The 14,141-nt window shown below is 41.8% G+C and carries 13 protein-coding genes; 6 read left to right on the top strand and 7 right to left on the bottom strand.

Translation table 11 applies throughout. The features are described from left to right. The first annotated feature begins 24 nt into the window (after positions 1 to 24). The 5 genes from AACH28_RS05205 (at position 25) to AACH28_RS05185 (ending at position 6,531) form a co-directional block, all read left to right on the top strand. On the top strand, positions 25 to 1,422 hold the full coding sequence (locus tag AACH28_RS05205) for an MFS transporter (protein WP_341832406.1): 1,398 nt from the start codon (positions 25 to 27) through the stop codon (positions 1,420 to 1,422). 24 nt (positions 1,423 to 1,446) lie between these two features. Further along, entirely contained in the window at positions 1,447 to 2,613 is a 1,167-nt protein-coding gene (locus AACH28_RS05200; protein WP_341832405.1) for an AGE family epimerase/isomerase, read from the top strand. Further along, positions 2,610 to 3,746 (top strand): glycosyl hydrolase, encoded by a 1,137-nt coding sequence (locus AACH28_RS05195; RefSeq protein WP_341832404.1) that lies wholly within the window; start codon positions 2,610 to 2,612, stop codon positions 3,744 to 3,746. The genes AACH28_RS05200 and AACH28_RS05195 overlap by 4 nt, the downstream gene beginning before the upstream one ends. After that, positions 3,743 to 4,858, top strand: coding sequence for a glycosyl hydrolase (locus AACH28_RS05190; protein WP_341832403.1), 1,116 nt, complete (start codon positions 3,743 to 3,745; stop codon positions 4,856 to 4,858). Before AACH28_RS05195 ends, AACH28_RS05190 begins: the two co-directional genes overlap by 4 nt. Positions 4,859 to 4,989: 131 nt before the next feature. Further along, on the top strand, positions 4,990 to 6,531 hold the full coding sequence (locus AACH28_RS05185; protein ID WP_341832402.1) for a carbohydrate-binding domain-containing protein: 1,542 nt from the start codon (positions 4,990 to 4,992) through the stop codon (positions 6,529 to 6,531). Positions 6,532 to 6,654: 123 nt separating this feature from the next. Here the strand turns inward: AACH28_RS05185 and AACH28_RS05180 are convergent, their stop codons facing one another. The 5 genes from AACH28_RS05180 to AACH28_RS05160 all read right to left on the bottom strand — a co-directional run bounded on the left by AACH28_RS05180 (position 6,655) and on the right by AACH28_RS05160 (position 11,972). Further along, positions 6,655 to 8,796 (bottom strand): excinuclease ABC subunit UvrA, encoded by a 2,142-nt coding sequence (locus AACH28_RS05180; RefSeq protein ID WP_341832401.1) that lies wholly within the window; start codon positions 8,794 to 8,796, stop codon positions 6,655 to 6,657. Between the two features lie 168 nt (positions 8,797 to 8,964). Then, positions 8,965 to 9,324 (bottom strand): response regulator, encoded by a 360-nt coding sequence (locus AACH28_RS05175; protein WP_341832400.1) that lies wholly within the window; start codon positions 9,322 to 9,324, stop codon positions 8,965 to 8,967. Positions 9,325 to 9,563: 239 nt separating this feature from the next. Continuing rightward, positions 9,564 to 9,755, bottom strand: a complete 192-nt coding sequence (locus AACH28_RS05170) for a cold-shock protein (RefSeq protein ID WP_070566563.1) — start codon at positions 9,753 to 9,755, stop codon at positions 9,564 to 9,566. 663 nt (positions 9,756 to 10,418) lie between these two features. After that, positions 10,419 to 10,670 (bottom strand): hypothetical protein, encoded by a 252-nt coding sequence (locus AACH28_RS05165; protein WP_075992363.1) that lies wholly within the window; start codon positions 10,668 to 10,670, stop codon positions 10,419 to 10,421. Positions 10,671 to 10,871: 201 nt separating this feature from the next. After that, entirely contained in the window at positions 10,872 to 11,972 is a 1,101-nt protein-coding gene (locus tag AACH28_RS05160) for a S41 family peptidase (RefSeq protein ID WP_341832399.1), read from the bottom strand. Between the two features lie 314 nt (positions 11,973 to 12,286). Here AACH28_RS05160 and AACH28_RS05155 point away from each other — a divergent pair, with 314 nt between their 5' ends. Continuing rightward, entirely contained in the window at positions 12,287 to 12,706 is a 420-nt protein-coding gene (locus AACH28_RS05155; RefSeq protein WP_341832398.1) for a DinB family protein, read from the top strand. A gap of 386 nt (positions 12,707 to 13,092) precedes the next feature. Here AACH28_RS05155 and AACH28_RS05150 read toward each other — a convergent pair whose 3' ends face one another. Beyond that, positions 13,093 to 13,389, bottom strand: a complete 297-nt coding sequence (locus AACH28_RS05150; protein WP_112374623.1) for a hypothetical protein — start codon at positions 13,387 to 13,389, stop codon at positions 13,093 to 13,095. 158 nt (positions 13,390 to 13,547) lie between these two features. Continuing rightward, on the bottom strand, positions 13,548 to 13,727 hold the full coding sequence (locus AACH28_RS05145) for a hypothetical protein (RefSeq protein WP_145328375.1): 180 nt from the start codon (positions 13,725 to 13,727) through the stop codon (positions 13,548 to 13,550). Positions 13,728 to 14,141 lie beyond the last annotated feature (414 nt).

Genomic DNA, 14,141 nt, shown 5'->3' with positions numbered 1-14,141 from the left:
GTTTAAATTTATTGCAAAACGAGAATGATGAGTAAAACGGAACGTATTACATTAAAGGAAAAAATCGGTTGTGGACTAGGGGACGCTGCTTCGTCCATGTTCTGGAAATTGTTTGGCATGTATCTCATGTTCTTCTATACAGATATATTCGGGATGGAAGCAAAAGTGGTCGGTACCATGTTTCTGGTCACGCGCGTCTGGGATTCTTTGTTTGATCCTATTATTGGTGTACTGGCCGATCGTACACGATCGAAATGGGGTAAATTCAGACCTTACCTACTGTACGTTGCGGTACCATTTGGTGTAATTGGTGTGTTCACGTTTTATACCCCTGCACTCGCTGAAAGTGGAAAAGTTGTGTATGCTTATCTTACTTATTCGGTCATGATGATGGTTTATTCGGCTATTAATGTGCCCTATGCGTCTTTATTGGGGGTAATAAGTTCGTCGCCCAAAACCAGGAGTGTGCTGGCCACCTTCCGAATGAGCTTTGCATATCTTGGTAGTTTCGTAACGTTATTGCTCTTCAATCCAATGGTCAATTTTTTCAGTGGCCACAGGCAGGATATTCAGGCCCAGCAGCAGGGCTGGGTGATGGCAGTGGCTGTTATAGCGCTCTGCTCCGTCGTTCTATTTCTGCTCTGTTTTGCTTGGACACGCGAACGGGTCCAACCAGTAACGGATAGTAAAAGTAGTTTAAAGCAGGATGTCAGGGATCTGCTGAATAATAGTCCTTGGTGGATCTTATTGGGAGCGGGAGTCTCCACGTTGGTATTCAATTCGGTAAGGGATGGCGCAGCACTGTACTATTTCAAATATTACGTACACGAAGAAAATTATGGCCAGATCGTACTTCTGAACATTCCATTTGTATTGAGTGGACTCTACCTTGCATTGGGGCAGGCCGCCAATATTCTAGGTGTTATTTTGGCGGCTCCAGTAAGCAACAAAATTGGAAAGAAAAATACATTTATCTTAACCATGCTCTTGGCAACTGTTGGCAGCATACTGTTTTACTGGCTCGACAAAAGCCAGGTATGGGAAATTTTTGCATTGCAGGTCATCATCAGTATCTGCGCTGGAGCGGTATTCCCATTACTCTGGTCGATGTATGCCGACTGCGTGGATTATTCAGAGCTGAAGACAGGCAATAGGGCAACAGGTCTAATTTTTAGCTCCTCTTCCATGAGCCAAAAATTGGGCTGGGCACTTGGAACAGCGGTAACGGGCTGGCTCCTGGCTTATTTTGGTTTCCAGGCCAATCAACTACAGTCCGAGGAGACGCTTAGTGGTATAAAAATGTTTTTGAGCCTATTTCCGGCAATAGGAACACTCTTATCAATCCTGTTTATCAGCTTTTATCCGCTGACAGAAAAGAGGATGCAAAAGATTACTGCGGAGCTTGAGGAGCGTCGCAATTAATCTAAAGTGTAATGAAGAAAAGCAATGAAAGGATTTAAAGAAGAAATTGAAAATAATATCATTCCGTATTGGATGGATAAAATGGTTGATACGGAGCATGGCGGTTTTTATGGCCGCATCGACGGTGACAATGTACTGGATAGGATGGCCAACAAAGGCGTCGTCATGCATGCCCGGATCCTGTGGACATTTGCTGCGTCCTACCGTGTGCTGGGCCACAGTACCTACCGGCAGATCGCAGAACGCGCATACCTGTACCTCAGGGACTACTTTATGGATAAAGAATATGGCGGAGTATTTTGGGAACTTGATTTCCGAGGCCGCCCCGTAAACCGCAAAAAACAGACTTATGCACAAGGGTTTGCGCTCTATGCGTTTTCGGAATATTACCGTGCAACGGGCTGTACTGAAGCCCTGGACTATGCAAAGAAACAATTTTATCAGATCGAACGCTGTAAAGACGATGAATTGGGTGGTTACTGGGAGGCATTTACCGAGGATTGGCAGCCTATTGCCGATATGCGTCTCAGCGAGAAAGATGAAAACGAAGCTAAGACCATGAATACGCACCTGCATATTTTAGAACCTTATACCAACCTACTTCGGGTATGGATCGATGCAGATTTGGTAAAGGCACATACTGATTTGATATCCTTATTCCTGGAACGGATATATAGTAAGGCTACCGGACACCTGCAGCTTTTCTTTGATGCAAAATGGCAGGTAAAAGGTCAGATGCAATCCTTTGGACATGATATTGAAGCTGCCTGGCTACTCTTGGAGGCGGCCAAAGTACTGGGTGATCTGGATCTGGAGGAAAAAGTGAAAACTGTCATTCCTCATATTGCTCATGCAGCATTGGAAGGGATCTTGCCCGATGGTAGTCTCGCTTATGAAAGAAACAATGCACATTGGGACCGCGATCGCCATTGGTGGGTACAGGCCGAAGCTGTGCTCGGATTTTCATACCTAGGGAAGCTGCTGAATGACAAGCTCTATCAGGAAAAGGCAGAAGGTATATGGGCCTATATCCAGTCGAATCTAATTGATAGCGAGGAGGGCGAGTGGTATTGGAGTAGGCTTGAAAACGGGGAAGTAAATAGAGCTGAAGATAAGGCAGGCTTCTGGAAGTGCCCTTATCATAATGGACGCATGTGTCTGGAAATGATCGAAAATTTTGGAATAAAATGATGAACAATAACGTTGTTTTCTACTTGGTCTTGGTAGCAATGCTCGTGAACTATAGTCTTTCGGCGCAGACCAATGGCCCTATTGACCGTATGGCCACTAGCGAAACTGTCGCATTGTACAAATACTTAAAATCAGTCCAATCGCAAGGAAAGGTCCTTCTAGGCCAGCAGGATGCGCTTTGCTATGGACGGCATTGGAAGGGAGAGCCAGACCGTAGTGATATAAAAGAAGTGACAGGAAGTCACCCCGTATTGCTGGGCCTCGATTTTCAGCCGCTGACTCATGAGGACAAGGCCTATCGGGAAAGTGAAACCAAAAGACTGGTCAATGTGGTCAAGGACATGTATCGTAGGGGGGGGATTATTACGTTCTCCTGGCACATGTCAAATCCTGTAAACGGTGGCTCCTATGAATGGAAAAATAACCCACAGCTCGCGGTGAGCGAAATTTTACCCGGAGGCAGGTCTAATGCTGCCTATCAGTCTTACCTACGTCGAATAGGTGCTTTCTTAGCGCAATGTAAAGGATCGAAGGGCGAGGCTATTCCGATTATTTTCAGACCTTTTCATGAGTTCGATGGCGATTGGTTCTGGTGGGGGAAGGGGCATGCCACTCCGGCGGAATTTATTCATTTATGGCGCTATACAGTTAGTTATCTTCGGCAAGATCTGGGCATACACCAGTTGCTCTTTGCATTCTCTCCGGACTGTAAGTTTCGGGACCGGACGGAATATCTTGCGCAATTTCCGGGCGATGATTATGTCGATATTCTAGGTATGGACAATTATTGGGATTTTCGCCCCGATGGTGCAAATGATCCAGCAGCAGCAGCGTTCAAGATGGGAATTGTTTCGGCTATAGCCCAGGAAAAAAGTAAGATTGCGGCATTGACCGAAACGGGGCTCGAACGGATTACCGATCCAAACTGGTTTACACAGATTTTACAACCGATACTGGCAAAATGGCCACTGGCTTATTGCATGCTCTGGCGAAACGCAGACGATATTTCGACTCATTATTATGTACCTACCAAAGATCATCCGGCAGCAGCAGATTTTAAGAAATTTTGCCAGTCAGCGGATATCATTCTTTTAAACAACAATAAACTTATTTATAATGCAGCAGCAAAATGAGAAAGACTAAAATAAAAAGATATCTTGGACAGCTAATCCTATGTGGTACATTTACCGTAGCTGTATTCAGCCTCCGGGCACAACAGCCGGCAGACCTTCATGCGACCGAAGAAACTAAAGATCTTTGTCAAATAATCAATTCAAGGCGTGCAAAAGGGATTTCTGTAGGACATCAGGATGCGCTGGCCTATGGCCATGGCTGGTATAAAGTGAAAGGACGCAGTGATCTGAAGGATGTGGCTGGTAAGCACCCCACTGTCATTGGCTGGGAAATAGGGGATATTGAACTTGGCAAACCGTACAATTTAGATTCCGTGTATTTTGACGACATGCGCCGCTACATCGTGGATACGCAAAAACGTGGCGGTATAACGACCTTGAGCTGGCATGCCAATAACATCGTGTCAGGCAAAAACGCCTGGGATTGTGCGCAGGACACTGTCGTTCGCTCCATTCTTCCAGCAGGAAGCAACCACATAAAATACTTAAAATGGTTAGACCGGACCGCGGAGTTTTTGTTGAGTCTAAAGGATAATCAAGGGGCTTTAATACCGGTCGTGCTGAGACCTTATCACGAACATACTGGATCTTGGTTTTGGTGGGGGGCTAAACAGTGTACACCTGAGGAATATAAGGCGCTCTGGAAAATGACCGTCGATTACTTTCAGCAGAAACACGGTATCCATCACCTTCTTTACTGTTATTCGCCATCTGAAACCGAAAATGAAGCTGAGTTCTTAACACGTTATCCCGGCGATGCTTATGTGGACCTGGTCGCATTTGACTGTTATGTACCCGGAGATGGTAAGCCCAAAGATATTGAAAAATACAAAATTGCTATGGCAAAAAATATTGCCATTGTAACGGACTATGCCGCCAGATCCGGGAAAATTCCGACAATCGGAGAAACGGGGCTCGAAGGTGTCAAAGATCCGACTTATTTTACCCAGGTGGTTTACCCTTTAGTCAAAGATAAAGGCTTGGCCTGGATATTATTCTGGCGGAATGCTTATGAAAAGGATAAACCAAATCACTATTATGTGCCCTTCAAAGGTCACCCTGCTGCGGGGGATTTAAAGAAATTTACCAAGAAATCCGCAGTATTGTTTTAATGCCAAGAGGTGTACATTCAGTTGTATATGTTAATTTAGTATTTAATTAACATAATTTTAATCTAATTTACACTCCTTAATATTCATTAACACTTGTTGTTGTTAGCTTTGAAACAATAAAAGGTAAACTTATGTTAAGGAAAGTCATATTTTATGGAATGGTACTGATTGTGGGAGTCTCCATAGCTTCATGTTCAAAAGATGAAAAAACAGAATCAGAGTCAGGGGAGGTTATCGAAACCGGTACTGCGATAAACATTAGCTCGATTTCAAAAAGTGGCGCGGTTGAAGGTAGCCAGGAGACTGGAGCGGACGACGATGATCTTATAGCAAACTCCACTTTCAACAGTACCGTAAAAATAAACTACGATGGCAATTCGGTCACTATTGAAAATCCAGCTTCCGGGGTTACAGTCACTCAAACTGGAGCTGATGTCGTTGTAAACTCTTCTGCAAGCGGTGTTGCCTATGAGTTAACAGGCTCAACAACAAGTGGATCATTCAAGATCTATTCGGATAAGAAATTCAAGGTTATCTTAAATGCGGTCTCTATTACAAATAACGACGGCCCTGCAATCAATATTCAGTCTGGAAAAAGCGCATTTATCATACTTGCCGACGGGACGGAAAACAAACTTACAGATGCAGCTAGCTATGCAACATCTGCTGAAGATCAAAAAGGCACAATTTTTAGTGAAGGGCAATTGATATTTTCTGGGACCGGCACATTAACTATTTCTGGCAAAACGAAGCACGCCATAGCCAGTGATGATTATATACGCGTTGTGGAGGGTACGATCCAAGTTTCCGATGCTATTTCGGATGGCTTACACAGTAACGACGGTATTTATATTGATGGCGGGAAATTAAATATCGTGGCAAGTTCTGATGGTATTGAAGCTGAAAAAGGTCGGATTATTGTCAATGGAGGAGAAATCACCTTAAAAGTTGCTGACGATGGTATTGTTGCGTCCTATGAGGATGGAGACGAAACTATAATACCCGATGTGATTATAAATGGCGGAAAAATAAATATCGAAACCACTGGATCAGGTGGGGAGGGAATTGAGAGCAAGGCGACCCTTAGCATCAATAATGGTGAAATTTACATCAAAGCTATCGATGATGCGATCAACGCCGGGAAAGCAATTTATATTAATGGAGGAACAATCGTAGCCTATAGTACCACAAACGATGGTATAGATTCCAATGGAACGATGACAATTACAGGTGGACATATTTTTGCTATCGGGGCAAAGAGTCCGGAAGAAGGGTTCGATTGTGATAACAACACCTTTAAGATTACCGGAGGGCTTATGGTCGGCGTGGGAGGAGCCACAAGTTCTCCAACTGCAAGTGTTTCTACACAGCCCTCGGCAATTTTAAGTGGCGGTCAAGCTAGTCAGATCTATAGTGTTCTTGACAAGGACAACAATGAGGTCCTGACATTTAAATCGCCTGTTTCTTTTTCAACATTACTGATCTCCAATGCTAGCTTTTCAGTAGGTGCATCCTACAAGCTCGTAAATGTATCTTCAGTTGCGGAAGCCAATGCGTTTAACGGACTATACTTAAGTGGAACATTTAGCAATCCAACGGTTACTTCATCGTTTACATTATCAGCTATGGTCAGTAATTTAGGAGGACACCTAGGACCGGGTGGAGGAAGATAGAAAAGAATTAAAGTGACCTGCTCAAGCAGGAAACGGGCAAAACGTCCATGGAGCTGATCCATATTTTTATGGTCTCAGAAGCGACGAACTTATTCCTATTTTACCCGGCTTTTACGTATATAATCATTTTTCGGAATGGATATGTTGCCTTAAATAGGCTGCCGTTAGCGAGACCGTATCGTTTAGCAAATCAGCAACCGTACCTGTAAACACCACATTTCCGCCATACTTGCCCGCTCCGGGCCCAATATCGATAATCCAGTCCGCTTGGGCGATAACATCGAGGTTATGCTCGATAACGATCAATGTATTGCGGTTATCCACCAGGTTATTGATAAAGTTTAATAGCTTTTCGGTATCGTTTGGATGTAAGCCGGTGCTGGGTTCATCGAGGACGATAATCTTGTTGGAGTTCTTGAGTTCTTTGGTCAGTTTGAGCCGTTGTCTTTCCCCACCCGAAAAACTGTCTGACCGTTGCCCCAAAGTAAGATAGCCCAGTCCCAGTTGGAGTAACATATCAAACGACTGACGGTAGAGTTTGTCCGGGAAAAAATCATAGGCTTCTGCTACAGTCATATCCATCACCGCAACAATATTTTTATCATGGTAATGATATTTTAAGACTGCTGGCTTAAAGCCAGAGCCACCGCAGACCTCGCAGGTCTGTTCAATATCATCCATAAAGGCCAGATCAATTTTTTCGATACCGATACCTTTGCAGTTTTCACAGGCGCCGAGGCTATTTCGACTAAAAACCTTATCGGATACCTGATTTGCTTTTGAAAACAGGGTACGTATCGCGTCAGATAAGCCCAGGTAGGTCAATAGATTGGAGCGTGCACCCGTTGAAAATAACGACTGGTCGATAATGGTGGCTTCGGGATAAAATTGGGGCAGCGCTTTGTTGATCAGCGTACTCTTGCCCGAACCCGCCACGCCAGTAACTACGGTCATCACCTTTTGGGGAATGCTTACATCGTTGTCTTTCAGATTATGCAGATTGGCATGCTCGATTTCGAGGTAGCCCTTTGCTGATCGTGGTTTATGATTAATTTCGGGCACTTTAGCAAAGTACAGCCCTGTTTTTCCTGTTGATGTTTTCAGTCCCGCAACCGTACCGTTATAGACAATCTCGCCACCGTTTTTTCCCGATTCTGGCCCCATATCGATTACATGGTCGGCTATGCGGATCAAATCGGGGTCGTGCTCAACGAGTAAAACGGTATTGCCTTTATCTCGCAGCTGTTTAATTATTGCGGCGATATTTTGTAAATCCATCGGATGTAGTCCGATGCTCGGCTCGTCAAAAATATAGAGTAAATCCGTCAGGCTGCTCCCCAGGTTTCGGACCATTTTGATGCGCTGACTTTCTCCGCCCGACAGCGTATCTGTTCTTCTATTCAAGGTCAAATACTGTAAGCCGATGTTGACGATATGTTGCAGTTTCTTTTTCAGTTCGGTAAGAATAACATCAAAAGCGTTGGATGGTAAAGAAGCAACAAATGCCAACAGCTCATCGATCGAAAGAGCCGTACAGTCGGCAATGTTTTTGCCCGCTATTTTACAAGACAGAATCGTATCATTCAACCGTTTTCCCTGGCATACAGGACAAGTTTTGGTAACGATAATGGTATTTAAAGCCTCTTTTCGGCTCACGATTTCCTTAGACTGCTTTTTGAGGAATGCTTTTTCAATGCGGGGGATAATACCTTCATATTGGACCGTTTTTCCCCATTCGGGATCAGGCTGTTTGGGTTTGTGTTCGGCTGCATACAGAAGGAGCTCCCATTCCCGCGGCGTGTAATCGTTCAGTTTTTTGTCGTTGTCAAAATAGCCTGATTGGGTGTAGCGTGTCAGGCGCCAGCCACCTGGTTGAAAGGTCGGAAATCGGATAGCCCCCTCGTTCAACGATTTTTGTTTGTCGATCAGGCTATCTACATCAATGGTCTGCACAATGCCAAGGCCTTCACATGCCTTGCACATGCCCAAAGGATTATTGAATGAAAAAGCGCTTGAATAGCCTACAAAGGGTATCCCCATGCGCGAGAAAAGCAAGCGCAAGGAAGCATATATGTCGGTAGCCGTTCCTACAGTCGAGCGTGCATTACCGCCCAATCTTTTTTGATTGATAATAATAGGGACATTCAGGTTGTCGATTTTGTCCACATCCGGAACACCGATGTGCTGCAGCCGGTTTCTGATAAAACTGCCCTGTGTTTCGCTGAACTGCCTTTGGGCTTCAGCACCTATCGTTTCAAAGACCAAAGATGACTTGCCCTAGCCTGAGACACCTGTAAAAACAGTAATCTTTTTCTTGGCGATCTGGAGAGAAATATTCTTGAGATTATTTTGTCGGGCATGTATAATGTGACTTGCGTTTCAAGTATAGTCCCTTTTATAGCGCTCCGTAGGTCAGGTATATTTTATGCTGTTTTAACTATTTCTTTTAACCACATCGACCATATGATCTAAATCAAAGGGTTTTTGAATAAAATCGTCGGCTTTACAGTCCGCTGCAACTTTCGCAATATCGTTGGCTGTCGATGTCAGGACAGATGGAAGCTCTTCGGTATCTGGATCAGTTTTGAGTTCTTTGATCACTTCGGATCCTTTTTTACTTCCTTTAATATGGTCATCCACAATAAGAATGTCGGGATCAATATCTGCAAGCTCTTCTATTGGTTCAGTTGTAAGCGATGGGATCACATCAAAACCCTCATCAACTAAGACCTCATCCATGATATTCAAGATATCTTCATTATCTTGAATAACTATAGCCTTCTTTTTCGTCATTTCTATTGAAATTTATCGCGTAAATATAGGAAAAAAGCGGATACAAAAAACAGGGGAACGCGCAATTTTCAGTTAGGAGAAACAGAACAAAAGTAATGCTATCAGTGAGCTGATAGCAATGTAGGCTAGTAGGGGGCTTAGGCGGTTGTTTTTGCCTGATTTTTTAACAAAAAAAAACAGATAACATGAATGTTATCTGCTGAACTTAACTTAAAGAAGTTTTTAAACTTCCTACTTAATTATGCTATTCGCACATTAACTGCGTTAATGCCCTTTTTACCGTTCTCTAGATCGAATGTTACAGTATCGTTTTCACGTACATGATTGATTAAACCTGACGAGTGTACGAAAACATCTTGACCGCCATCTGTTGGTGTAATAAAACCAAAACCTTTGGTGTCATTAAAGAATTTTACTGTTCCTTGTTGCATTGTATATATGTATTAAATTATGTATTTATTAGAACGCTTTTGCAGCATACCTCTCCTTTAACCATACGCGTTGGTAAAGGATAAATCGATCTGTCAACAAAAAATGAAGTTTGTAATTTTTCGTATTGACACTATCAATCTGAAAGGCAATTAACTTCATATGTTGATAACAAAATAGCAGCTGGAAAAACGAAGACTGAGAAGAAAGAGTAAACTCGAAAGTGTCAGAAGAAGTAATGGCAGAAGCCTGATTATTATTCAAATGTAGTTATAAATTATTGAAAAACAAAGTTTTTTATTTTCTTCTGCCAATGTCAGCAAGCGCTAGAGGAGAAAGAGTTGCCGCCGATGCGGAGCAGATGTTTTGCTGGCAAAGCCATTTGAACTTGATGATCGCTATGATTTAGTAGAGAAAGTTAGGTAAGCGTAGTTTTAGAATTTAAGGTTGGTTCAGGCCACTAAGTGATTGAATGAGTTGGAAAAGCAGAAATAGGAAGCGGACCAAACTTAAGGATAGTTTGGTCCGCTAGGTTAAAAAAATATCATGCTTTAATAATTCTTACGCATGTTTCACAGTAATCCTCTTTGTTATGCATTAGCTCACCTACTTTATGAAACAATACATGCTGCTGATTGTGCATGGGATGATGTATTGATCAAGCGCTATGAATGGCTTAGCTGTAACTTTCCGATGAAAGGGCGATTATCAATCGTCAGAATAGCTTCTTTAATGGAATAGCATAGCTGGTAGCTTTCGCTCAGCGCTTTTTTGCTAGCTTCTATTTTGTCGTTTTCAACTTTATCGACAATCCAGGTTGGGTTTAACGGATCTGAACTAAATTTGGTGATTAATACGGTAAATCCTTCTTTCTGAGCACTGATTAAAGTGTCTTTTGTGATGTCTACTATTTTCATAGTGAGATAATATACGAAAAAAATACGAAAGAGGATGTACTAAGTTTAAATGATAACCTGGTCCACTTGCGGACAATTTTAATAGAAATGTAGCTTCTTTTATGGATCCGGCGCTAAAATTGAAAAGTTTAGAGCCGGGAATATCCGCTGTGATGCAGATTGCAAAAAAAAATAAATGTAACTAAACTTTTTATCTTAATCTTATTTTCCATTGAGATGGTCGCGCACAAAATCTAGCCAATTCGAAGGATCAATGGTTTTATCAATATATACGTCAGGTTGTAATCCGATGTCGTCTACAGGGAAGTCTGGAATACGATAACTTTTAGATAATCCATAGTACAGTTCAATATCGCCACAGGGTGATGTAACGATATTTACATTCGAGATATCAAGCATCCCTTTGGTTGTTCTACCGTATAATTTCACCTTTTTACTTTGCATGGCGGTCAATAGAAATTGCTCTGTCGTGCTCCCGTTATTTTCATTGATAACGATCCCTATGTTTTTGGGATAAGGCTGAATGGTATCCATCTTGGTTATGTTTACTTTTTTATTGAATAAATCGACATACTCACCTTTATTGGCCTGCAATTTTTCGTAGTAGTTTTTGAACGTCTTTTTAGACTCCTCGTCAAAATCGGGGTTTTGACTCAGCTCCAACATGCGTTGATTATTTAAATCTGTCGAATAAAATAATGCACCTACGGTTCTAATCGGCTGCGTGTATAAGAAGGGGATAAGGCTACCATAACTCGCATCACTTCCGCCTGGATTATTTCTGACATCAATAATAAAATTTTCGGTCGATAAGATGGTTGCTCGGTTGGCTAATACAATGCTGTCAATTGCTTTTTTTTCTGTTATTTCAAAATCAGGAATTCGGAGGTAAACCGTGTTTTCATTTATTTTTTCGAATAATGGCTTTGTGGCGTTTAATGGATTTAGGTCCTTTTCAATAGGCTGCTTATTTTGTTCGGTAACCTTTTCGCCTTTCTTTGTTTTTCCAATATAATTTACGCCGATATGTCCATTACGAAAGAAACGGATCCATTGATTGAGTAATGTAGCACATTCCTGATTGTTGGACAAGTGTTTAACTTTTTCGAGATACATTTTATTGTGCAATTCATAGGCATCCTTGCCCTTCTTGCTGATGGTATATTGAAAACCGGCATCATTTTCTTCAAAAGTTTTTTTTACCCACAAAAAATTGGATTCACAATTGCAGTTTTGGGCGTAATTTAAAATAGGCAAACTTAGCAATAGCCATAAAAATAGGACGCGTGTGTTCAGGTGCATAATCAAAATTGTTAATAATTGTCGATTGCACAAATATAGACTAAAAATGGAAAATACCCTCGTAACCGAACAAAAGATTATTCAGGATGTCAAGGGCCCATTTTTTAGGTATATTTGCACCAGATCGAAGCTTTGCCATTAGAAAAAAGCTGCAAGAATTATTGAAAAATACAAGGCAATTCCTGCTGCAGGTCCTAGCGATAAAAAGGGCAGCAATAAGCTTAAAACAACTCAAAAATAGGGGAGTAATAATAACTCAGCCAAATGTAATGCACGATATGGAATCACTCTTTAACGCATAGAAAACGAGCAGAATGGCTTACCTCAAGTTTTTTGAAAACTATTCATTGGAACAGCTCAATCACATTCCGGAAGGATTCAGTAACAACCTGATATGGAATATTGGGCACATCATTGCCACACAGCATAAATTGATTCATATCGGATCTGATGTAAAAGGGCATATTCCCGAAGAAATTTTTAACAATTATGAGTCGGGAACAAAGCCGACAGTCCCCGTATCCCAACAGGAGGCAGACTTACTGAAAAGACTGCTCCTTGAACAAATTGAGCCAACTATCCGTGATTTTAATAGCAAAAAATTTGTCACCTATCAGGAACGGACAACCGGGACAGGATTTCATCTCACTTCAATATGCGACACCTTCGAATGGAACAATTTTCATGAAGGACTTCATCTAGGCTATATGATTCGCTTTTTACCCATAGCATGATCAATATGGCAGCTGTCATTCCAGAAGCTAACCCTACACTATTTATCGCTGTAAAACCTTTATTCTTCGATAGATGACGAAAGGCTATTTTAAAATAATTCGCAAGCATATGAAGTTTTTATGGATTGACCTTTACTAATTCATTGCCAATAAAATAAAGTGTTGAAAATAAGGTGTTAAAGTTTTTTTCTAATGAGTTGCATGTTCGAACTCGAACGGTCTTTGTTCGAAAGCGGACAATTTCGGGCAAAAGTTTCGTAGGACTTTATCTACCCCCACGGATGTAGTTTGGGGATTGGATTCGTGTCCAAAAGTAGCGCAGTTGTATGCCGTCCTGGTAGTTATTTATGATTGTGAGGTATCAATGAGGTAGTTGTAAGACTACCTTATTGATGTCTATTGCCTTTATGGTAATAAGCGATATTTTTGTTAATCCCTTGCGCCGCATCGTTTTTATCCGGTGATGCCATTGCGGGAGCATATTGCAATGATACAATATCAGTGCTGTCCATTTCGGGCATTTTAAGCGGGCGATACCAGGAAGGTGGGTTCGTGAGGTTACCCGTGTTTTTGTGATCTGTCTGTTCGGTTGATTCCTGTACAGAACGTTGTTTCCAGCGTCTATATACGAGCAGTGCTGCTCCAGCAACTGCAGTGATAACGAGTCCGATTTGTGCTTTCATTTCTTCTTTTTTAAGAATTGAACAAAGTTCCCTTCAAAAAAGTTCAACAAAAAACAAATCAGTTATTTCTGGCGTAGGTGCCAGAAATAGCTTTTTATAAATCATCGTCATCAGGCAAAGTGATGACAGCAACTTCGGCAATGACTACGACCGCTTGATCACAGTCCCATGAATTTAAAGGGTTCTGCTTTTTTAAGGTGTCCATTGCTCAGTCCAGTGTAAGTTTTGTTTTGCTCGACATCAAGTTTGAGAACCTTACCTTTCTCGCTCAGATCCAAATCTTTTAGATTGATCCAGAAAGTTCCCGGACTAGTCACTGTTTCAAAATAGTAAACCAAATCTTTGTGATTGGCTACCGAGCGCCATCTTGTCGTGGAGATATTGGGTTCTTCTTCGTTAAGGAGTCTGTGCTTGTGTCATTAAGAAAAATGAAACTGAGTTGGCCACAAGGACTTCGTAGTGCTATTGGCAAAAACAAGGTTTTTGGAACTGGCTGTTAAATTGAGCGGTGTAGAAACTTCAATAAAGGGAATCACTCCTTAGCTTAGAGAAAACGAATAGAAAGGCTAAACTCAAGTTTTAGGTTTGCAGCTGGGGTATATGATGAGCGGTAGAGAGTTTCTTACAGCGTACTCATGCGGGAGAAAAAAGGTGGGCTAAAGCAGATGTATTTCTGTAATATAAAAAATACGAAAACGTTATAGTTAAATTACGAAAACGTTGTAGTTAAATTTTGGCTCCTGTGCTTTTTA

Source organism: Sphingobacterium thalpophilum, assembly GCF_038396785.1.
GTDB lineage: Bacteria > Bacteroidota > Bacteroidia > Sphingobacteriales > Sphingobacteriaceae > Sphingobacterium > Sphingobacterium thalpophilum_A.
Note: the sequence above shows the minus strand (reverse complement) of the source record. Positions and strands in the feature narration are given on the sequence as shown.

Coding starts and splice junctions, on each gene's coding strand:
- AACH28_RS05205 (WP_341832406.1), top strand. CDS start 25: ATGATGAGTAAAACGGAACGTATTACATTAAAGGAAAAAATCGGTTGT.
- AACH28_RS05200 (WP_341832405.1), top strand. CDS start 1,447: ATGAAAGGATTTAAAGAAGAAATTGAAAATAATATCATTCCGTATTGG.
- AACH28_RS05195 (WP_341832404.1), top strand. CDS start 2,610: ATGATGAACAATAACGTTGTTTTCTACTTGGTCTTGGTAGCAATGCTC.
- AACH28_RS05190 (WP_341832403.1), top strand. CDS start 3,743: ATGAGAAAGACTAAAATAAAAAGATATCTTGGACAGCTAATCCTATGT.
- AACH28_RS05185 (WP_341832402.1), top strand. CDS start 4,990: ATGTTAAGGAAAGTCATATTTTATGGAATGGTACTGATTGTGGGAGTC.
- AACH28_RS05175 (WP_341832400.1), bottom strand. CDS start 9,324: ATGACGAAAAAGAAGGCTATAGTTATTCAAGATAATGAAGATATCTTG.
- AACH28_RS05170 (WP_070566563.1), bottom strand. CDS start 9,755: ATGCAACAAGGAACAGTAAAATTCTTTAATGACACCAAAGGTTTTGGT.
- AACH28_RS05165 (WP_075992363.1), bottom strand. CDS start 10,670: ATGAAAATAGTAGACATCACAAAAGACACTTTAATCAGTGCTCAGAAA.
- AACH28_RS05160 (WP_341832399.1), bottom strand. CDS start 11,972: ATGCACCTGAACACACGCGTCCTATTTTTATGGCTATTGCTAAGTTTG.
- AACH28_RS05155 (WP_341832398.1), top strand. CDS start 12,287: ATGGCTTACCTCAAGTTTTTTGAAAACTATTCATTGGAACAGCTCAAT.
- AACH28_RS05150 (WP_112374623.1), bottom strand. CDS start 13,389: ATGAAAGCACAAATCGGACTCGTTATCACTGCAGTTGCTGGAGCAGCA.